The following is a 20,888-nucleotide window of genomic DNA, read 5'->3' as shown; positions in this document are numbered from 1 at the left end:
AACACACAGATGAATTTCTTGCAGATCGTGGTGGAGTCCCTGCGCTCGATGAACGCCAACCGCTTGCGCACCGTGCTGACCATGCTGGGCATCATTATCGGCATCACGTCGGTGGTGTTGCTGCTGGCGCTGGGCACCAGCATGCAGGGTTTCATCGGCAAGGAGCTCGAGCAGCTGGGCACCAATATGCTGTTCGTGGTGCCCGGCGGCGACCGCTCCGGCGGCCAGCGCGCGCGGGTGGACGCGGTGCCGGTGCTGACGATGCAGGACGCGGCGGCGATGAACAGCCTGCCCAGCCTGGTGGGGGCGGCGCCGGTGCTGCAGGCCAACTTCAATCTGGCGGTGGGCAATGAAACGACCAACACCGCGGTGCGCGGCATTACCCCGACCATGTTCAAGATCCGCAACTGGAAGCTGGAGCAGGGCACCTTGTTCAGCGACGCCGACGTGCACGCGGCCGCGCGCATGGTCATCATCGGGCGCAAGCTGGCCGACCAGTTTTTCTATAAAGTCGATCCGCTCGGCAAGTTTATCCGCATCGAGAACGTCGCCTTCCAGGTGGTCGGTGTGCTGCACGGCGAGGGCAAGCAGGTCGACGGCGGCGAAGACCTGTCCGAGCTGGTGCTGGTGCCGATCAGCGCCGCCCGCGCCAACCTGATCCGCAGTTCGGTCCCGGACAACGTGCATTACATCGTGGCCCAGGGGCGCTCCGGCCTCGCGCTGCCGGACGGCATCGCCGATATCAACGACACGCTGCGCGACCGGCACCGCATCAAGTATGAGCAACCCGACGATTTTCATATTGAAAACCTGGCCTCGTTCGCGGAAACCGCGCAGAAGATCAGCACCGGCATCGCCGCCTTGCTGGGCCTGATCGGCGCCATCTCGCTGATCGTTGGCGGTATCGGCATCATGAATATCATGCTGGTCTCGGTGACCGAGCGCACCCGCGAGATCGGCATCCGCATGGCGATCGGCGCCAAGCCGCGCGACGTGCTGTGGCAGTTTCTCACCGAGGCGGTGGTGATCTGTTTGGCGGGCGGGGCGGTCGGCATCCTGCTGGCGACCGGGGCCGCCTCGCTGATCACCGCCAACAGCAAGTTCGGGGTCTGGGTGTCGCTGCGGGAGGTGGTGGTGGCGTGCGGATTTTCCAGCCTGGTCGGGGTGTTTTTCGGCTTTTATCCGGCGCGCCGCGCCTCGGTGCTGCTGCCGGTCGAATGCCTGCGCTATGAGTGAGGCCGGTGCGCGTGCGCACCGGCCCTGCCGGCGCCGCGATCACTGCGGTGCGGAGGCCGCCGCGCCGCGTGCACGGCGGCGTGTCGACGACCAGGACGACAGGGCCACGCGCTCGCGGATGTCGGCGCACACCGCCAGCAGCTTGTCCATTTCGATGTCGGTCAAGCCGGCGTTGAGGGTCAGGCGCACCAGCGAGCGGTTCTTGGCGGTGGCCGGCGCGCAAAACACCGCGCCGTAAATCCCCTGTTCCTCGAGCGCCTTGCGCAGCACCAGCGTGCACGGCTCGGTGCCCGCCTCCAGCGCGATGATCTGTTCGCTGCCGTCGCCGACATTGTAGCCCAGCGCAGTCAGGCCGTCGCGGATGCGCCGGGTATTGCGCCGCAGCGCCTGGCGCCGGTCTTCGGCCGCCCGGATGAAGTCGAGCGCGGCGTCGAACCACGCCAGCTCGTGCGTCAGCAGGCAGGAACTGAAAATCGCCGGACGCGACGACGACAGGAAATAATTCTTGAACTTGCTGGAGCAGGTGACCAGGCCGGCGCGCCCGCCGAAGGCCTTGGCCAGCGACGCCGTGCGGAAATGCACGCGCTCGGTGATGCCAAGCGCGGCGACCAGGCCGGCGCCCTCCGGCCCATGCGTGCCCAGCGAATGGGATTCGTCGACCACCAGGATGCTGCCGCTGTCCTCGGCCACGGCCAGCACCTCGAGCAGCGGGCACAGGCTGCCATTGGTGCTGTACACCGAGTCCACCACGATGACGCCGGGCCCGTGCTTGGCAACTTGACGCTTCAAATGGCTTGCATCATTATGCAGGAAGGGCAGCGCGCGCGCTTGTGCCGACAGCACGCCTTCCCACAGCGAGGCGTGGGCCATCATGTCGAGATACACCGGCACACCGGGCGCGGCGATGCTTTGCAGCAGGCCGACGTTGGCGGCCCAGCCCGATTGGGTCAGCAAACTGTCCTGCGATCCCAGGTAGGCGGCGAATTTTTGTTCGAGCTGCTGCTGGACGCTGCCCGCCTGCAGGAACACCGAGGACATCAGCATGTCGCCGCCGAATTTCAGCTGCGCCACCTGCGCCAGGATCAGCTCGGGCTCGGAGGTGATGCACAGATAATCGTTGCTGGCGACGTAGATGGCGTCGGGGCCGGGCGCGCGCCACTGATGCATGTGCTCGCCACCCAGCAAGCGTTCGACGCGCTCGAAGAAGTGCTGGTCCATGCGCGTGTTAACAAAATTCGGTAAAATTTGCTCGGCGGCAAGTTTAAGTTTGCTGGCGGGGGCGATTGCTTGTTCCATAGTGTGTTCCTTGCTTAAGATATTTATAAATTAATGAAGTTATCCGTGAGTTACTGCTACGTTGTCGATGCCCGGCTAGCATCCGGACCATGCGTTTGTCACGCGCACGGCATCTATCCTACAACTTGCTTCATCAACATTGTAAAAAAGATATGATCAAAAATGCGCTGCCGACGCTGCGCGCGCGCCTGGCGGCGTACCGCCAGGATTCGAGCCGTTGGTGGATTGATTATAATAATGACAACGACATCCTGGTCAAGCGGGTGGTGGCGCTGTCCTGGATCGGCCTGGTAGGCATGCCGCTGTTTTATTTTCTGTGGCGGAGCTGGATACCGCAGCCCTACGAAAGCCCCATGCTGCGCGGCATCGGTTTCGCCTTGTGCGTGCCAGGCATCATGGCGCGCCGCTACGCTGACCGGCGCTGGCTCTCGGCCTACCTGTTCGTCGGCCTGACCTATATGTTGCCGTTCTTCTTCACCTATATGTACCTGATGAACGGCGGGAACAACATCTGGAGCCAGTCGCTGCTCGTGGCGGTGATCGTGCTGTTCCATTTCGATACCGTCAGCGCGTTCCTGGTCTATTTGGTCGGTACCGGCCTGGCCTACCTGGCCTACAGCGAACACTGGTGGATCGGCGCCGGTGGCCCGGCCCACGCCCGCTTCAATGTGGACGAACTGACGCAATGGCCGATCCATGTGTTTGCCATCGGCTGCGTGTCGCTGGTCAAGGTGGGGCGCGACGTCCTGGCGCGCGAACGCCTTGCGGGCATGGCCAGCGCGCTGGCCACGGTATCGCACGAACTGCGCACGCCTTTGCTCAGCATCGACGCCAACTCGCGCGGCATGCGGCGCATCCTGTACGAGGCCCGACTGCCGGACGCCGGCCACGAAGCCTTCGACGGCGCGCTGACGCGGGTGTCCTCCGAAGTCCGGATGATGAACACGACGATCGACTTGCTGTTGTTGGGGGTGACGTCCGGCAACAAAAATCTGCAGGGGAATCAGGAGCTTTCCATGCTGGCGATGGTTTTATCCGCGCAGGAAAGATATTTTTTTACTAATTCGTCGGGACAGGATATGATCTCGCTGACGCTGCGCGCGGATTTTCAGTTTCAGGGCCAGCCGGAGTTGTGCTCGATGATCCTGATCAATTTGATGCGCAACGCGGCCGCCGCGGTGCAGCGGGCGGGCAAGGGGCGCATACGCATCATCATCGACGGCGCGCGGGCCCGGCCCAGGGTGCTGTTCATCGATACCGGATGCGGTATTGCGCCCCAGAATCTGCGGAATATCTTCCAGCGCTTTTACTCTTCCCCAGCAGGGAACGGCGCCGGAATCGGTCTGGCATTTTGTAAGGATGTGCTCGACGCGTGGGGCGCGCAGATACGCTGCGTTTCGCGATTGCATTATTACACCGTGTTCGTCCTGGAGTTTGCGCCGTCACAGCCGAATCCGCAGTGTTAGCTGCGGACCGGCGGTGACGACATTCATAGACTACTTATTGCCATTAATGGAAAAATTTCTTAGTGTTTATCAGCACCCGACTACCACGGTCTTCATCGACGACAATCAGCGCTTCCTGGACAGCCTGTCGTTTCAGCTGGATCCACGCATCGCCCACAAGACGTTTCAAAACGCCGGCGAGGCGATCAGCTGGATACGCGAAGCGAACCGGAACTTCGCCGGCCGCGGCCTGTCGATCGAGGTCAGCTACGACGAGCAGGTCCTGTCCATGGAGCGGCGCGTGGTGTCGGTCGACCTGGAGCAGATTTACCGGCGGGTGATGAACCCCAAGCGGTTTCTGACGCCGTCGGTGCTGGTAGTCGATTACGCGATGCCGCAAATGAACGGAGTGGCGGTCTGCGAGGCGCTAGGGAATCTGCCTTGCAAGAAAATCATGTTTACCGGGCAGGCCGACGACAAGGTCGCCATCGATGCGTTCAATCAGGGGCTGATCGACCACTTCCTGACCAAAAACGATCATGCGGTGCTGGATCATCTCGCGGTCGGCATTAAGACGCTGGGGAACGCCTTCTTCGTCGACCAGTCCAGCACGCTGAAGGATTTGCTGGGCCGGCAGTCGCACTCCTTCCTGTTCGATCCGGTGATGACTGACTTGATCGGGCGCTTGCGCAAGCAGTACGACTTTGTGGAATATTATTTGTTCCTCAATCCGACCGGCCTGTTGTTTTTTGATTTTCACGGTACACCGACGCTGATGGTGATCGAGACCGAGGCTGGCATGCTGGCCCACTTCGAGGCCGCGCGCGACGCCGGCGGCCCGGCCGGACTGGTGGCCGGGCTGGAGGCGATGCAGATAGTGCCGTTCTTTTCCGATACCGGCATGTACGTCGATGCCATTGAAGACAGCTGGCAGGCGTATTGCCTGCCGGCGCAGCATTGCCAGGGTCAGCAGGATTATTTCTGGGCCCTGTTTGATTTGCCATGCCGCTATTTACCCGGACCAATCTATTCGTATGCGGATTTTCTGAGTGACCGGCCCAAACGCCAATAGCGAGAGGACACTGATGTTGGATTCCAAACTGAGTGAAGGGCTGACCGATGACGATGTGGCCGTCGTCGCCGGTGCGGCCGACTGGCGGCAACTGGAGGCCGGCGTCAAGAGTGTGCTGGCGCGGCTGGGGGTTGCCCAGTTCATGTTGAAGCTGGATGTCAAGGGCGGCGAGGGCTCGCTCAGCCATGTCATCGGTACCTTGCCCGCTCCTATGCTCAACTTGTTCGCCAATCGCGAGCATGCGGCCTCGGACCCTATCGGCCGTCAGTTGCTGGCGTCCAGCCTGCCTTTGCGCTGGCAGCCCGCGAAGGTCGCCGGGCCGGCGCCGACGATCTACCAGTTGCTCGACACGTCGGGGATAATCCACGCGCTCAGTCTGATGGTACGCAGCGGGCAAGCGGCCAGCCGTATCGATTTTTATGACGACCGCGTCCAGCCGTTCGCCACCACGTACGTGCAGCAGGCGTCGCTGGTGCTGCTCGGCCTGTATTTGCATGACCGCGCGGAGATGTTGTGGCGCGAGCGGGCGCCGCAACCGCCCGCCTTGCTGTCCAAGCGCGAGCTGGAGTGCATCCATTGGAGCGCCGCAGGCAAGACCAGCCGCGAGATCGGTCTTATCCTGGGCATTTCCCAACGCACCGCGTATTTCCATCTCAGTAATGTGGCGACCAAGTTGAATGTCTATACGACGCGCCATGCGATCAGCCGCGCGATCGCGCTGGGCCTGCTGTCAACCTGATCCGCCCCGGTGCCTCACTTGCCTAGCGGTGGGTATAGGGATGGCGTCCTCCTTTTTGTTTCTGCCCCGCCATGGATACGTTCCCAAACTTGCAATGCATAAATAGTGTGCGATAATTTCCGTGCGGATACAAAATGGCGGCGCGAAGGCGGATGATGAAAAATCAATATTTAACAAAATTTAACGCATCTGCGGTTGCGCTGCCGGCGCTCGCGCTGTGTACGGCTGCCTTGCTGAGCGCATGCGGCGCGGGCGGCACCGACAACTCCGCTGAACCGCGCCTGGTGCAGGGCGCAGCGCCGCTCGCTACCGGCTCGACCACGCTGCTGCTGGACGCCGGCACGCTGCCGGCCGAAGATGCCCAGCGCATGGCGCTGCCGTCGTTCCACATGGCGCCGGTCGAACTGGAGGCGCCGGACGACCATGCCGACGGCGCCACCACGCCGGTGCACACACAGGCTGTGCCGACCGAATTCCAGCGTCTTTCGACTCGCCGCCTGACCATGCAGGCGCTGCGCGGCCGTCACCTGGAAGCCATGCGCAGCCTGAGCCCGGAAGCGGCCGCAGCGCCGGCAGCCACCGGCGGCGTGGTGGCGACCTACACGCCGGCCCAGATCCGCGCCGCCTATGGCTTGCCGGCGCTGCCGGCGGCCGGCGGCGCATTGACGGCGGCCCAGGCGGCCCAGCTGGGCGCCGGCCAGACCATCTACATCCTCGACGCCCAGCATGACCCCAACGTGGCCGCCGAACTGGCCGCGTTCAACACCAAATTCGGCCTGCCGGCCTGCACCACCAAGACCATCGCTGCCACGGCCAGCCTGCCGCTGGCCGCCGCCTCCACCAGCGGCTGCGAACTGGCCGTGGTGTACAGCACCGCCAGCGGCGCCATGACCGCGACCCAGCCCGCGTACGACGCCGGCTGGGCCAGCGAAATCACCCTCGACGTGCAGTGGGCGCACGCCACCGCGCCACTGGCGCGCATCGTGCTGATCGAAACCGCCGATGCAAGCTACAACAATCTGTTGGGCGGCGCCAGGCTGGCCAACGCCATGGGGCCGGGCATCGTCTCGATGAGTTTTGGCGGCGCTGAAAGCAGCGGTGCCGTTTCCTCCGACAGCGTATTCGCCGCCAGCGGCATGACCTATCTGGCCGCCACCGGCGACTCCGGCGCAGGCGTGTCGTGGCCAGCGGTCGCGCCGCACGTGCTGGCGGTCGGTGGTACCACGCTCAGCTACAGCGGCAGCGGACTGCGTTCCGAAGTGGCCTGGTCCGGCACCGGCGGCGGCGTCAGCCTGTACACCGCTACGCCGAGCTACCAGACCAGCGCCGTGCCGGGCATGGGCACGCCCGCGCGCCGCACGGTGGCCGACGTCGCCTTCAACGCCGATCCATCGTCCGGCCAGTACGTGGCGATGATCGCGCCCGGCAGCAGCACGGTGCGCTGGGGCAGCGTGGGCGGCACCAGCCTGTCGACGCCGCAGTGGGCCGGCCTGATCGCGGTGGCCAACGCCACCCGCGCGCTGAACGGCAAGGCGGCAATGGGCGCGCCGCACGCGGCCCTGTACGGCGGGATCGCCGCCGTTCCGGGCAGCTACGCAGCCGCCTTTGCCGATATCACCGCCGGCAGCGACGGCAGCTGCGCTGCCTGCACCGCCAAGACCGGCTACGACCAGTTGACTGGCCTGGGCACGCCGAACGTGTCCAGCCTGCTGTCGACGCTGTCGGGCCTGACCATCGCCACCGCGCCGCAGGTGGGCTCGGCCAGCATCAAGGGCACGGTCGGGACGGCGTTGACGTTCACGATTTCCACCATTGCGGCCAATCCGCTCAGCTATACACTGACCGGGGCGCCGTCCGGCATGAGCGTCAGCAGCTCTGGCGTGGTCAGCTGGGCAGCGCCGGTGGCCGGGACCTACACCGTCACCGTGACCGCCAAGGACAGCAAGACCGGCCTCAGCGGGCAAGGCGTGTACAGCGTCGTCATCGCGCCGTTGTCGGCGCCGGTGCTGACGTCGGGCACCATCAGCGGCAAGGTGGGCGTGGCGCTGTCGTTCTCGGCGGCGGCCAGCAATGTCAATCCGGTCACCTACGCGCTGAGCGGCGCGCCGTCCGGCATGGCGATCAGCACAGCGGGCCTGGTCAGCTGGGCCAAGCCGGTGGCGGGGACCTACACCGTCACCGTCACCGCCAAGGACAGCAAGACGGGCTTGAGCGGCCAGGCCAGGTACACGGTGCAAATCACCACCAGTGGTCCGGTGATCACGGCCGCGGCCATGACTGGCGTGGCGGGCAAGCCGATGACGGGCTTGATCACCATCGTGGACAATGGCGCCAGTTCGGTGTCGATCACGATCTCCGGGGTGCCGTTGGGCATGATGTTCCAGTCCAGCGGCCTGAGCGTCATGCCGTACTGGAACGCGCCGGTGGCCGGCAGCTATCAAATGAAGGTGGCGGTGACCGATAATGCCGGAGGCAGCGCCCAGCTGACGATCCCGGTGACGGTGACGGCGCGCTGATTGAAACCACAGACACGATCAACGACGAAATGGAGATCCGCGATGCGTATTCGAACGACTTTTATCTCGACGCTTATTTTTCAAGCCGGTATCGCTGTCGGCGTCCAGGCAGCTGACGTGCACGGCGACCCGGCGGAAGCAGAAGCGATGGTGAAACAGGCGGTCGCACTGGTCAAGTCTGCCGGCCCCGAGAAAGCGTACAAGAGCTTTACCGAGCATCCGAACGGGGCCTTCAAGGATCGGGATTTATACGTCTTCGTGTATGACTTCGATGGTAATTGCCTCGCGCAAGGCGCGAATCCCAAGATGGTGGGCAAGAATTTGTACATCATGAAAGACGCAGATGGAAAACCGTTTATCAAGGATATGATAGATATGGTCAAGTCCAAGGGCAAGGGCTGGTACGGCCCGTATAAATTCAATAATATTGCCACTTCCAGTTATGAGTTGAAGAAATCCTACTGTGAACAGGGCGCGGGTAACTCCATGGTCTGTGTCGGTGTGTATCAAGGGAGCTAGTGCCGCCGGCAGTATAGGTGGCTTGACACATCGCAATGGAAACAGCCCATCATGGGAACGGCAAGCAACGCACGTCAGCCGGCCGTCCAGCCGCCGCCCAGGGCTTTATACAGGGACACGGTGGCCTGCAGGCGCTTGAGCTTCAGTATTCCCAACTCATTTTGCACGTCCGACAGGTTGCGCTGGGTATCGAGCACGGTCATCAAGTCTTCCGCCCCCGCCTTGTAGCGGATCTCCGACAAATTGAAGGCAAGACGCGTCTGTTCCAGTTCGACCTGTTTCAGCTGGCGCTGCTCATCGATGCTCCTGATCTGGCCTAGCACGGTGTCTACTTCCGCCAGCGCCGCGAGCACGGTCGAGCGATACGCCTTCACCAGTTCCTGTTTTTGTTCGATGGCCAGATCACGTTCGGTCCGCAGACGTCCGCCGTCGAAAATCGGCGCCATCAGCGAGGCGCCGACATTGGCGAACAAATTCTGGCCATTGAGCAGCGAGAGCAGGGCACTGCTTTGCGTGCCCGTCGATCCGGTCAGGCGTATGCTGGGAAACAGTGCCGCGCGCGCCGCGTCCACGTTGGCGCTGGCCGCCGCCAACGTCGCTTCTGAACGGCGAATATCCGGCCGCCGCGACAGCAGTTCGGATGGCAGGCCCGGCGTGACCTCGGGCAAGCTGATGGTGTCGAGTCCGCCATGCCCGATCCGGAAGGTTTGCGGCGGGCGGCCGAGCAAGATGGCCAACGCCGATTGCGCTTCGCGTTCCTGTTGCTGCAAATCGGGGATCGTGGCATGTTGGCTGGCGACGGCGGAACGCTGGCGGGCCAGGTCGACCGACGTGGCGGCCCCCACGCTGCGCTGCGCCTCGACCAGCGATAGCACACGTTCGGCATTGCCGACGTTCTCGCGCGCCACGTCGAGGCGGTCGTGGAGCGACAGCACTTGCAGATAGGTCGACACAATGCCGCTCGTCACCGTCAAGGCGACGGTTTGCCGATCATAGAAATTGGCCCTCAGCGATGCCTCGGCCGCCGCGATGCCGGCCTTGCTCTTGCCCCAGAAATCAATTTCGTAAGACACTTGCAACAGGCCGCTGGACGACACATTGGCGTTGTGATGGCTGCCGAGCGGCAGATCCCGGCTGGCGCCTGCGGACACATCGACCGATGGCAGCAGGGCGACCCCCGCAATGCGGGCCTGGGCCTCTGCCTGGCGCACACGCGACAGCGCGGCGGCCAGTTCCAGGTTGCCTTCTTGTCCCTCGCCTACCAGCTGGCACAGCTCGGCGCTGCCAAAATGTTGCCACCATTGGGCATCGGGCCATTCCTGGGCGCGCGCTTTGTCCGCCTGCGACCAGCCGGCCGGCAAGTCGAGTGCCGGCGGCGCTTCCGCCACGGGAATCGTGTGCGCGCAGCCAGCCAGCAAGGCGCCGGCCAGACACAGCGGGGAGAACAGGGCGCGGCGCTTCATGGCGTTCCCATCAGCGCAGCGTGGCGCCAGCGGCGCCCGCAGCGGCCGGCTTGGGCCGCAGCGCGACGGCCGGCGCCGGGCCGGCCAGCAATTGCTCGCCGGCTTCCAGGCCGGACAGCACTTGCACCTGCTGCTGATTGCGCACGCCAAGTTTCAGCTTGCGCACATCGACCTGGCCGTTGGCGGTCAACACGTTGACCTCGCATAATTTCTCAGCATCGCACTTGCCCAGCAAATTGAGCGGCAACAGCACCGCGTCCCTGGTCTGCGCGACGATGAACTGCACCTGGGTCGTCATGCCGCTCATCAGCTCCTGCTCCGGATTGTTGACCTCGAACAGGACGTTGTAAAAAGTCTGCTTGCCCTGTTCGCCCGTGCCCTCGGCAGGTACCGGAAGTACCTGCCGCAGCTTGCCCGACCAGATTCGGCCAGGATAACCGGGCGTCCTGAAATTGGCCGGCATGCCGCGTCGCAGCAGCGTCACGTCGATCTCGGCCACGCGTGCCTGCACCGTCATTTGTGACAGATCCGCGATGCGCATCAAGGGCACGGCGGCTTGCCCGACAGTCGCCGTTTGTCCGGGCCGCGCATTCACGGCGACGACGGTTCCGGAAATCGGCGCCAGCACCTGCGTGTGCTGGCGGCTCTCCTCATCGGATTTCAGCGTCGCCTCGAGCTGGTGGATCTGGGCGTTGATGGAGTCCACCCGGGCGCGGGCCGAAGACAGACTCATGCGGCTCGACTCGAAGCTTTCTTCGCGCGTGGCGTTTTGCGCCTTGAGCTGGGTCTGGCGCTTGAACTGCAGCTCGGCAAAGTCCGTCTGCGCCTGCTGGTCTGCCAGTTCGGCCTGCAGGCGCGCCATTTGAGCGCGATTGCTTGCCATCTGGTTTGCCTGGACCGCAGGCGACATTTCCATCACCACTTTGCCTTTTTGCACAGTATCTCCGACGGCAACCAGGATCTCTTTTACCTGGCCTGCCACCGGGATGTCGACGTCCGCGAATTGATGGAATTGCAATTTTCCGATGGCGTCGACCGTTTGCTGGAGATCACCGCGCTGCACCGTCACGGTGTCCGCGGGCGGGCGTGGCAGCTCTGTCGTGGCAGCCGACGGCGGCGCCTTCGGCTGTTGCGGCACTTGCGCCAGCACCACGCCGGCGTTGAGTGCCATCGCCAGCGCGCCGGCCGTCAGGCCGCCATGCCATCGGGGCCGGGACGGGCCGGCAGCAACAGGGCGGCGAGCGCGTCCACCGGTCATCAGTTTTACATCGGGATAAAGCAGGTGCATGCGGTGGGTCCAACCAGGTCGTGACGCGACAAGCAGAGCCCCTCGCATCGTTAGAAACTGCGGGTATTCTAGCGCATTCATGCGCCGGCGCCGCGCGCGACGCGCCAGAGCGCATCGTTCTACGCGCCGGCCTGCTTGATCTTGATGGTCAGCTTGTAGACGGCCGGTGCGTCAGCGTCCTGGATTGCCATGGCCACCTGCCATGTCTTGCCTTTGCTGGTCTTGGTGAAGCTGCGGCCAAGCTTGCCGGCTGCGGGCAGCTCGCGCCAGCCGGCCGCGCCCATCTTGATCGCGCTCTGGTCGAGGAAGTCCGGGGCGCCGGCCGCCAGTTCGATGCGTCCGCCCACTTCCCATTGGTTGACATCGCCGGTGTCGATCAGGCGTTCCCACATAGCGCCCTTGGGCACGAACTCGGCCACGTCGGGCATCTGATAGGCAGCCAGCTGGCCGAAGGCGAGCTTGCCTTCTTCGCGCCATTCGTATTCCATGCCGCGGGCGACACTTTCGGCTCGCAGGGCGCCCAGTTCGCGGTACACCATGTGCAGCGCGCCATCGATGCCCGAGGACAGGCCGCCGGTGGTGACGATCTTGCCGTTGTCGACATAGCGCCGGTCGTTGACCACCTTCGCCCTTGGAAACATCGCCGCCAGTTGTTCCGTCGCGCCGACGATGGTGGTCGCCGATTGGCCATCGAGCAAGCCGGCCTTGCCCATGATGAAGGCGCCGGTGCAAATCGACAGCACGGCGCGGCTGTCGACGGCGCGCGCGCGTATCCAGTCGAGTGCCTTGGGATCGCGGATGACGCTGCCCACGTCGCCGCCGGGGACGACCACAATGTCGGCCTGTGGCGCGTGCTCAAGGTCGTAACCGGGCGTCATCTGCAAGCCCCAGGCCGAATGTACGCTGTTGGTGCTGCCGGCAACAGTAAAGATGGTGGCGCCGGACTGGCCGAACACTTCCATCGGGCCGGAATAGTCGATGTCCTGCACACCATTGAAGATCAACACGGCAACGCGCAGGCGCTGGGACTTATCGATCAGTTCCATGCCGTCGGTCGGACATATCCCTGGCTTGTCATACTCGGCGACCGGATGGCCGGCCATGTGGGCGTGGCTGGCCATCTGGCAGACATAGACCGGCTTTTTCTGCGCGACCATGTCGGCCGCCGCGGCAGACGTTAGCGCGCCACACAGCGCCAGCGCGCATGCCACGGCCAACATGTGGGCCGTGCGCCGCCGCGCGAGCGAAGGCGATGCGACGCTTCCGGCGTTGACCGGGGCGCCGGTGCCGATGGCCGTCGGGAGGTGGTTCATGGTGATCCTTGAGCGGTAGTGAAGAGGCAACCAGTCTCCCATCGTCCGGGAGCCCGCGCGAGGGGCTTGGCTGCAGCCCGCCGTGGATTGGCTGCAAAGCCGTCCAGTGCGCCCCTGGTTCGCTTATGATGTGGCCATGAAAAGCGCACATGTCACATCGAAACTATGGTTGCAGATTGCCGCGGTCTGGCTGACCATCGCCCTGGTCGATGCGACCCAAACGGTGATCAGCATGCGCGCGATGGGCATGCATCACCTGTGGGCCACCCTGTTTGTGGTGACGGCAGCCAGCTGGGCCGCGTGGCCCGTGTTCACTCCCGCCGTGCTGGTTTTGCTGCAACGCTTGCGCCTGCCGTCCAGGTCGGCGCTGCCGTGGCTGGCGCATGCAGCGACCTGCGCCGTCATCTGCCTGGTGTGGGCCACGTGGGCCTCGCTGCTTGAACACCTGACCAATCCCTTGGCCAATCCCGCCGGTCCGACCGCATTCTCAGTGCTCTGGTATCCGAAATTCTATGGCATGCTCATCGTCGGAGGGATACTGTATGGCGCCATCGTGGCGCTGAACCATACGGTCGAGGCCCACAATCGCCTGGCGCAGCAGCAGGCCGCGAGCGCGCGTATGGCTGAAGTGCTGGCGCAGGCGCAACTGGCCACGCTCAAACTCCAGCTGGAGCCGCACTTCGTTTTCAACTGCCTCAACGCGATCACCGGGCTGATACGCGAGGAGCGGGGCAACGATGCGATTGCGATGATCGCCGCGCTGGGCGACCTGTTGCGGCGGGTGACCGACCACTCCGACCGCCAATACGTCGCGTTGGAAGACGAGATCGCATTCCTGCGCAAGTACCTGGCGCTGCAGCAGATGCGTTTCGCCGAGCGCTTGCGCTACGATATCGACATTCCCGATCAATTGCTGGCGGCCCGGGTGCCTGACTTCATCCTGCAACCGCTGGTGGAAAACGCCATCAAGCACGGCATCGGCAAGCGCACCAAGGGCGGTGCGCTGCGCATCGGGGCGGCGCGCGCGGGCCCGGTTCTGACCCTGACCGTCTATAACGACGGTCCGCTTCTGCCTGCGGAGACAGGCGTTGGCGTGGGCTTGGACAATACGCGGCAACGCCTGGCCGCGCTGTACGGCGGCGCGCAGACGTTCGCGCTCAACAACCGTGACGAGCTGGGCGTGCTTGCCACAATTACCCTGCCATATCGTGAGGATTGATGGATCACAGCACCGTTGCACTGCGCGCCCTGATTGTCGACGACGAGCCGCTCGCGCGCAGCAATATCGCCGCGCTGCTGGCGCGTGACGCCGGGATACAGCTGGTCGGCCAATGCGGTTCCGCCGAGGACGCCATGGCCGCGATTGCCGCCTGCAAACCGGACCTGGTTTTTCTGGATGTGGAAATGCCCGAGTGCGACGGTTTCGAACTGCTCGACCGTCTCGGGCCGGTGCTGCCGTTTGCCATCGTCTTCGTTACCGCCCATCACCAATTCGCCTTGCGCGCTTTCGAGGTGGGCGCGCTCGACTACTTGATGAAACCGTTCGACGACCTGCGCTTCCAGCGCGTGCTGGAACGGGTCAAGGAGCGCCTGCGGATTCCGGGCGCCAGCCAACGGTTCATGATCAGGAATGGCAATGTGCTCGACGTGGTCAAGTACGCGGACGTCGACTGGATCGAAGCGAGCGATTATTACTCGACCCTGCATGCCGGCGGGCGCGCCCATATGTTGCGCCGCAGCCTGGCCGAGCTGGAGGTGCTGCTGGCGCCCTTTGGCTTCTGCCGGATTCACCGCTCGGCCATCGTCAATCTCGACCGCATCCGTGCGCTGGAACTGTGCCCGGACGGCGAATATGAAATCGTCCTTGACAACATGCGGCGCCTGCGCATGAGCAGGCGCTACCGCAAGCCCGTTATGGATCGGCTGGCCTAGCGAAGGCTGGCGGCACGCTGCGCTGGCGCGCGGCGTCGAACCAGGCATCGAGGCGTGGCCGGTACGGTCCCACCAGTACAATAGAGGTTGTTCCACATTTAAGAGGTCATCGCAATGATGAATAACCTGCTCGAAGAAATGCTATTCTGTGAATTCATGCTGGTGTGTGAATCCCATGATTGCCGCGCGTTCTTTGAATTTGAAGAAGTCGCCAATGATCCGATGGAAGAGTGGGCCAGCAGGGCGGCGGTGGCGGCGAGGGCGTGCGGCTGGACGATAGGCCGCACGGGACTCGTGAAGTGCGCAAAATGTGCCGCGCGCGTTGATTGACCTGGTCCCCTGGATGCCGTAGACCGCATTTTGAAAGGTTCCGCATGTCCGAAAACATTCCTACGCTGTACGAATGGCTGGGCGGTATCGATGCCCTGCGCCGTCTGACCTCGCGCTTCTACGAACACGTCAAGCGCGATACCTTGCTGGCCCCTGTGTTTGCCCATATGGGCGACGATCATCCGGCGCACGTGGCCGCCTTCCTTGCCGAGGTGCTGGGCGGGCCCACCACCTACTCCGAGCAGCATGGCGGGCACCCCCATATGATCCAGCAGCATCTCAACCGGCATCTGGTCCAGGAGCAGCGGCGCCGTTGGGTCGCGCTGCTGCTGGAAACGGCCGATGAACTAGGCATGCCCGACGACCCGGAATTCCGTTCTGCGCTGGTCGGCTATCTCGAATGGGGTTCGCGTCTGGCGGTCATCAACTCGCAGCCGGGGGCGCAAGCCGATCAGGATGCACCCATGCCCAAGTGGGGCTGGGGCGAGGTCAAGGGGCCCTATCGTGGCTGAAACGAGGCGCGCAATGGCGGTGCTCGTGCTGCTCACCGGGCTGCTGGCATGCGGCGCGGCGTCGGCGACTGGCGTACTGATCGAGGCCCCGAACGTGGTCGCGATCTCGCCCAAGCTCGTCACGTCGGGCCAGCCAAGCGCCGAGGCTCTGGCCGGCCTGGCCGCGCAGGGGTTTGGCGCAGTCATCTACCTGGCGCCGCCGACCGTGCCGGACGCCATTGCCGGCGAAGCGGAGATCGTTCGCCGGCAGGGTCTTGAGTTCATCAATATTCCTATCGGCTTCGGCAAGCCCACCGAAGCCGACTTCCAGTCGTTCGTGGTGGCCATGGCGCGACTGGGTGAGCGCAAAGTCCTGGTCCATTGCCAGGTCAATATGCGCGCCTCCAGCATGACCTTCCTGTATCGCGCCATCGTCCTTCACGAGAAGCCCGAGCTCGCCTATGAATCGGTCGCGCGGGTGTGGTCGCCGGAAGGGCCGTGGAAGAGCTTGCTGGTGTCCCAGCTACGAAAAGCGGGCATTCAGTTTGAACCGTATTGAAGAAGGTAGGCGCGGACCGGAAAAAGCCCCGGATTTTACGCGCTCACCTCAACGCATTCGTCCCCGTGCGGCGAGCGGGTGATCAGGACGCAGTTGCAGCAGATCCCAGCGGTTCCCGTACAGGTCTTCAAACACGGCGACAGTTCCGTACTCTTCCTCTTTGGGCGCGCGAATGAATGTGACCTCAAGGGCTCGCAGCCGTTCGTAATCGCGCCAGAAATCATCCGTGTTTAGAAAAAGGAATACGCGGCCGCCAGCTTGATTGCCAACGAAAGGTTCCTGCTCGGGGTTGGACGCCTTCGCCAGCAGTAGCGTGGTGCCCGCACCACCAGGCGGCGCAACCACGACCCAACGCTTGTTCTGCGCCGGCTGGTAGGTGTCGTCCAGTAAATCGAAACCAAGCTTGCCGACATAGAAGTCGATAGCTTCGTCATAATCACGTACCACCAGTGCAATATGGATGATGGATTGCTGCATACGGAACCGCGCTTTCGTCTATTGAGTTCCCAGCGAGTTTAGCATCTCAAGGGTGGACCGCGACCGCCCCCCGATCAGAGGGGCAGGAACCACATGGCGGTCATGCCCGATGCCGACCTCGGACCGACGGTCGACGCCTTGATGGAAGCGGAATTCGCGATGCCGGCGATGACTTGAACAGCCCGCCGAATTCGCTTACTTCAGGAATTGGACCAGCTTGGGCACCACCTCGGCAGTGGCTTCTTCCATCAGCCAGTGCCCGCTGTTCTTGATCACCACGCCTTCGACCTTGGTGTCGACCAGGCGGGCCTGCTGTATCAGGAATTCGCCCGATGCCTTCTCACCGCCGAGTACCAGCATCGGCATGGTCAGCGGTGTTTTCATGTACTGGGCGAAGTCTTCCGCATCCTGGCTGAAGGCACGGAAGACTTCGAAGCCGGCGCGCATATGACCTGGCTGGGCGTATTCGGCGGTGTAGAATTTGCGATCCGCTTCGCTCAGCGATTTCGTTTTGTCGGCGGCGAAATCGTTCCAAAAATGTTCGAAGTAAGTGCGTTCGCGTCCTTTCACCAGCGCCAGCGGTGTCTCGCCATAGAAGTGGAAATGCCACAAGTCGCGCAGCAGCCAGACATCCTTCCAATTGCCCACGCCTGGCAGGAACGCATCCATCAGGACGATCTTGTTGACCTCTTGCGGATACTGGGCGGCATAGGCGTAGGCGACCATGAGGCCGATGTCATGGCCCACAACCTTGGCTGACTTGATGCCGAGGCTGACCGCCAGCGCGTGGACGTCCTGCGCCATCACCGATTTGGTGTAAGGCCCCTGCGGCAGGCCGGATTGTCCGAAGCCGCGCAAATCGGGGGCGATGACCAGATGGTCTTTCGACAGTTGCGCGATCAGCGGCAGCCACATGTGGCTGGACTCGGTATAGCCATGCAGCAGTAACACAGGATCGCCCTTGCCGGCGGAGAGGTAGTGGATCCGCACGCCATTTACTTCTGCGAAATTACTCTTGGGGGCTTGCGCTTGCGCTGTGCCGATGAAGGCGTAAAACATCAGTAAGCCCGTGCAGAGCAAGCTGGTGACAGTTCGTAACATGATGATCTCCCGTGGTTAAACCAACAGGATATCCAAGTGACCGGCGCGGACATACACACTATCGGGTGGTTTATTTCTATACAATGTTAACGGTCGTAAAAAATTCCCGGATTCACCTTTCATTGCCGGTTGTTTTCCATGAAAAGTCCATTGATGAGTTACGGCAGGGTATTTACCTTGCTGGTAATTCTTTCCTGTTGCGTAAGCGCCCGGGCCGATAGCACTTCGGCCGCGCCGATCAATCTGCACCACGCCAGCTGGACCGTTCGCGATGGCGCCCCGGCGATGATCTTGTCCATCACCCAGACCAAGGATGGCTGGCTGTGGCTGGGCGGCCCGACCGGCCTGTATCGCTTTGACGGCATGCAGTTCGAACAGTACGCGCCGTCCAACGCGCCTTTGTTGACCAGGAATGTCAGCATGGTCAACGCGTTTGCCGACGGCTCCCTGTGGATAGGCTATCGCACCGGCGGCGCCGCGCGGCTGCAGCAGGGACGCATCCGCAACTACAGCGAGCGGGACGGCTTGCCTGGCCGTTCGGTCTGGGGCGTGGAGCAGGACGGCGACGGCCGCGTCTGGGCGGCGACATCGCAGGGAATGTATTACCTTGAAAACGAACGCTGGCATGCGCCCGCCAGCTCGTGGAAAGTACCCGGCGGCCAGTACAAGACGCTGATGCGCGACCGCCAGGGTGCGCTGTGGGCGCAAGGCGACACCGGCGTCTATTTGCTCCGGCCGGGCAATCAACAGTTCGCTAAGGCGCCGGTCGACAGCGGCACCGGCGTGCTGTTTAACCTGCCCGACGGCAGCGTGGTGAGCTGGGACGCCGGGCATGGCCGTTTCAACCGGCTTGCCGGGCCGGCGCAGGGCGGCTATCCGCGGCAGTGGGAGCGCTTGGGCGATCCCGCCAGCTTGCTGTTCGACCGTCGCGGCGATCTTTGGATCGGCCTGCAAGGGGGGCTTGAATACCGTACCGCGAACGGCGCTCCCCGCCGGACCACGCCGCCGCAAGGCTTGAGCGGTCCTGCGGTCGGCGCCATGTTCGAGGACAGGGAAGGGAATATCTGGGCCGCCACCTCCTCCGGGATCGATCGTTTCCGCAGCCGGCGCCTGGCCAGAATCGAGGTCCCCGAATCGGCCATCGGCGCCGCGATCATGGCCGATGACAGCGGCGGCGCCTGGATTGGCGGCTTCCACGTTGCCGCCAACGATGCCGGCCAGGCCAGCATCACGCCACTGTGGCCGGCCAGGCAGCAGGGCTGGGCGAATATGCTGACCGGCTTTACCCGAACCCGCGACGGCGCGCTATGGGGCTCGTCCTACGGCGCGCTGCGCCGCATCCAGGGCAAGGACAGCCGCAGAATTGAACTGCCTGCCGCGATCGGCAAGCTGGTCGTCAAAAGCGTGCTGGCGGACCAGAACGACGACCTGCTGGCGGCGGTACAACAGCTGGGCCTGTATCGGCGCAGGTCCAGCGGCGAGTGGGAGAAAGCCGGAAACGGCGGCGAAGTCAGTGTGATGGCGCGCTCGGATGCGTTGGGCCTTTGGCTGGGCTACTTTCCCGGCAGTGTGGCGCACGCCGAGGGCGCCGGCTGGCGCAGTTACGGCCAGGCCGACGGCCTCACGCTGGGCCTGGTGATGGCGCTGCATCCGCACGGCCGGCATCTGTGGGCCGGCGGGGACAACGGACTCGCGCTGTTTGAAGCAGGCCGGTTCAAGCAGGTCAACGGCTTGCATGGCGAGACCTTCGACGGCATCTCCGGCATCGTCGAACTGGAGAACGGCGATCTGTGGCTGAATGCCTCGGCGGGACTGTTCCGCATCGCCAGCGAGGAGATCGCCCAATTCAAACGCGCCCCGGATTACCGGGTGCGGTACGAGCGCCTGGATCAGCTTGACGGCCTGGAGGGGACGGCGCCGCGCGTTGTCCCATCGCCGTCGCTGGTGCTGTCGTCCGATTCCCTGCTGTGGATAGTCCGGTCGACCGGCGTGTTTCGACTCGATCCTAGGGAGCAATTGCCGCATTCGCCGGCACAGCCCGCCATCATCAAGACGATCGGACCGCCGGGAGAAGGCAAGCCGGTGCAGCAGCATGCGCAATTTGCTCCCGGCGTCTCGGCATTGCAGATCGATTACTCCGTTCCCTTGCTGGCGATGCCGGAGCGGGTGCGGTTTCGCTATCGGCTGGAGGGCGTCGATGCGGATTGGCAGGACGTGGGAGCGCGCCGCAACGCGTATTACAGCAATCTGGCGCCTGGCGACTATCGTTTTCGCGTCGCCGCCTCCGACTACAACGGACTATGGACCGGTCAACCCACCGTGGTGCACTTCACGGTCGCCCCATCCATGACGGAAACCTGGTGGTTCAAGGCCCTGTGCGGGGTACTGCTGCTGTCGGCGGCCTATCTGGCCTACCGCTGGCACATCAACCGCGTCTCCCGGCAAATGGCGCATCGCCTGCAGGAGCGGGTGAGCGAGCGCGAGCGCATTGCGCGGGAGCTGCATGACACCCTGCTGCAATCGGTGCAGAGCCTGATCCTGCATATACACGCCGCCGTCATGAAGCTGCCGCCCAAGGACGCGATGCGCACGCAGCTGGAGCATGCGCTGCAGCAGGCCGACGACGTGGTCGATGAAGGCCGCGGCCGCATACGCGAATTGCGCGGGGAAGACGACAAACTCAGCTTCCCGGACGCGCTGCTGGCCGCCGCGCACCGCTTGCAGCTGTGCGAAGCAAACGTCATCCAGTTAAAGATGTGCGGTTCGCTGCGCCAGCTGGACAGCGCGATTTACCAGGAAGCCATGGCGATCGCCATCGAGGCGATCGCCAACGCCTGCCGTCACGCCAGGGCGCAGCGGATCGAGGTGGAGCTTCAATACGGCCTGCGGGAATTCCGTTGTATCGTGCGTGACGACGGCGTCGGCATCCCCGCGGAAATCCTGAGCGACGGCGGGCGCCGGAATCACTGGGGCATGCGCGGCATGGCTGAGCGCGCGGCAAGGATCAACGCCAAACTCTTGTTGCGCAGTAGTGCCGAGACCGGCACCGAGTGGCAGCTGACGCTGCCGGCGGCCCTGGCATATACCCAATAGGGTGATGCCGGCATGGCC

Annotated in this window: 18 protein-coding genes; 12 read left to right on the top strand and 6 right to left on the bottom strand. The window is 63.6% G+C overall.

The genetic code is table 11. From position 1 onward, the window contains the following. The first annotated feature begins 9 nt into the window (after positions 1-9). Positions 10-1,236, top strand: coding sequence for an ABC transporter permease (locus RUGAMON1_RS25400; RefSeq protein ID WP_445233136.1), 1,227 nt, complete (start codon positions 10-12; stop codon positions 1,234-1,236). A gap of 39 nt (positions 1,237-1,275) precedes the next feature. On the opposite strand, the gene cqsA is transcribed toward RUGAMON1_RS25400, so the two are convergent. Further along, positions 1,276-2,532 (bottom strand): alpha-hydroxyketone-type quorum-sensing autoinducer synthase, encoded by a 1,257-nt coding sequence (cqsA, locus tag RUGAMON1_RS25395; RefSeq protein ID WP_445233135.1) that lies wholly within the window; start codon positions 2,530-2,532, stop codon positions 1,276-1,278. A gap of 152 nt (positions 2,533-2,684) precedes the next feature. Between cqsA and RUGAMON1_RS25390 the strand changes: the two genes are divergently transcribed. The 5 genes from RUGAMON1_RS25390 to RUGAMON1_RS25370 all read left to right on the top strand — a co-directional run bounded on the left by RUGAMON1_RS25390 (position 2,685) and on the right by RUGAMON1_RS25370 (position 8,823). Next, positions 2,685-3,998, top strand: coding sequence for a sensor histidine kinase (locus RUGAMON1_RS25390; RefSeq protein ID WP_445233134.1), 1,314 nt, complete (start codon positions 2,685-2,687; stop codon positions 3,996-3,998). Positions 3,999-4,011: 13 nt separating this feature from the next. Continuing rightward, positions 4,012-5,049, top strand: coding sequence for a response regulator (locus tag RUGAMON1_RS25385; protein WP_445233133.1), 1,038 nt, complete (start codon positions 4,012-4,014; stop codon positions 5,047-5,049). A gap of 13 nt (positions 5,050-5,062) precedes the next feature. Beyond that, a complete protein-coding gene (locus RUGAMON1_RS25380) occupies positions 5,063-5,788 on the top strand; it encodes a helix-turn-helix transcriptional regulator (protein ID WP_445233132.1) in 726 nt (241 codons plus the stop codon). Positions 5,789-6,018: 230 nt separating this feature from the next. Next, positions 6,019-8,304, top strand: coding sequence for a putative Ig domain-containing protein (locus RUGAMON1_RS25375; RefSeq protein WP_445233131.1), 2,286 nt, complete (start codon positions 6,019-6,021; stop codon positions 8,302-8,304). 42 nt (positions 8,305-8,346) lie between these two features. Then, entirely contained in the window at positions 8,347-8,823 is a 477-nt protein-coding gene (locus RUGAMON1_RS25370) for a cache domain-containing protein (RefSeq protein WP_445233130.1), read from the top strand. 74 nt (positions 8,824-8,897) lie between these two features. Here the strand turns inward: RUGAMON1_RS25370 and RUGAMON1_RS25365 are convergent, their stop codons facing one another. The 3 genes from RUGAMON1_RS25365 to RUGAMON1_RS25355 all read right to left on the bottom strand — a co-directional run bounded on the left by RUGAMON1_RS25365 (position 8,898) and on the right by RUGAMON1_RS25355 (position 12,887). After that, positions 8,898-10,286 carry an efflux transporter outer membrane subunit gene (locus RUGAMON1_RS25365; RefSeq protein WP_445233129.1) on the bottom strand — a complete coding sequence of 463 codons (1,389 nt, stop codon included), beginning with the start codon at positions 10,284-10,286 and terminating at the stop codon, positions 8,898-8,900. Positions 10,287-10,296: 10 nt separating this feature from the next. Next, positions 10,297-11,574 (bottom strand): efflux RND transporter periplasmic adaptor subunit, encoded by a 1,278-nt coding sequence (locus RUGAMON1_RS25360; protein WP_445233128.1) that lies wholly within the window; start codon positions 11,572-11,574, stop codon positions 10,297-10,299. Between the two features lie 119 nt (positions 11,575-11,693). Continuing rightward, positions 11,694-12,887, bottom strand: coding sequence for a DJ-1/PfpI family protein (locus RUGAMON1_RS25355; RefSeq protein ID WP_445233127.1), 1,194 nt, complete (start codon positions 12,885-12,887; stop codon positions 11,694-11,696). Positions 12,888-13,023: 136 nt separating this feature from the next. Between RUGAMON1_RS25355 and RUGAMON1_RS25350 the strand changes: the two genes are divergently transcribed. The 5 genes from RUGAMON1_RS25350 (at position 13,024) to RUGAMON1_RS25330 (ending at position 16,199) form a co-directional block, all read left to right on the top strand. After that, complete coding sequence (locus RUGAMON1_RS25350; RefSeq protein ID WP_445233126.1) at positions 13,024-14,106, top strand: sensor histidine kinase; 1,083 nt, start codon at positions 13,024-13,026, stop codon at positions 14,104-14,106. Then, on the top strand, positions 14,106-14,819 hold the full coding sequence (locus RUGAMON1_RS25345; protein ID WP_445233125.1) for a LytR/AlgR family response regulator transcription factor: 714 nt from the start codon (positions 14,106-14,108) through the stop codon (positions 14,817-14,819). Before RUGAMON1_RS25350 ends, RUGAMON1_RS25345 begins: the two co-directional genes overlap by 1 nt. A gap of 114 nt (positions 14,820-14,933) precedes the next feature. Further along, a complete protein-coding gene (locus RUGAMON1_RS25340) occupies positions 14,934-15,149 on the top strand; it encodes a hypothetical protein (RefSeq protein ID WP_445233124.1) in 216 nt (71 codons plus the stop codon). A gap of 44 nt (positions 15,150-15,193) precedes the next feature. Then, positions 15,194-15,661, top strand: a complete 468-nt coding sequence (locus RUGAMON1_RS25335) for a group II truncated hemoglobin (RefSeq protein ID WP_445233123.1) — start codon at positions 15,194-15,196, stop codon at positions 15,659-15,661. Positions 15,662-15,674: 13 nt separating this feature from the next. Next, positions 15,675-16,199 (top strand): protein tyrosine phosphatase family protein, encoded by a 525-nt coding sequence (locus tag RUGAMON1_RS25330; RefSeq protein ID WP_445233122.1) that lies wholly within the window; start codon positions 15,675-15,677, stop codon positions 16,197-16,199. A gap of 48 nt (positions 16,200-16,247) precedes the next feature. Here RUGAMON1_RS25330 and RUGAMON1_RS25325 read toward each other — a convergent pair whose 3' ends face one another. Then, complete coding sequence (locus RUGAMON1_RS25325) at positions 16,248-16,676, bottom strand: VOC family protein (protein ID WP_445233121.1); 429 nt, start codon at positions 16,674-16,676, stop codon at positions 16,248-16,250. Between the two features lie 195 nt (positions 16,677-16,871). Beyond that, a complete protein-coding gene (locus RUGAMON1_RS25320) occupies positions 16,872-17,735 on the bottom strand; it encodes an alpha/beta fold hydrolase (protein ID WP_445233157.1) in 864 nt (287 codons plus the stop codon). A gap of 327 nt (positions 17,736-18,062) precedes the next feature. Here RUGAMON1_RS25320 and RUGAMON1_RS25315 point away from each other — a divergent pair, with 327 nt between their 5' ends. After that, a complete protein-coding gene (locus RUGAMON1_RS25315) occupies positions 18,063-20,870 on the top strand; it encodes a sensor histidine kinase (protein WP_445233120.1) in 2,808 nt (935 codons plus the stop codon). The last annotated feature ends 18 nt before the right edge of the window (positions 20,871-20,888 follow it).

Source organism: Duganella rhizosphaerae (assembly GCF_040364205.1).
Taxonomy (GTDB): domain Bacteria; phylum Pseudomonadota; class Gammaproteobacteria; order Burkholderiales; family Burkholderiaceae_D; genus Rugamonas; species Rugamonas rhizosphaerae.
The sequence above is the reverse complement of the archived record's forward strand: the minus strand, read 5'-3'. Positions and strand labels throughout refer to the sequence as shown.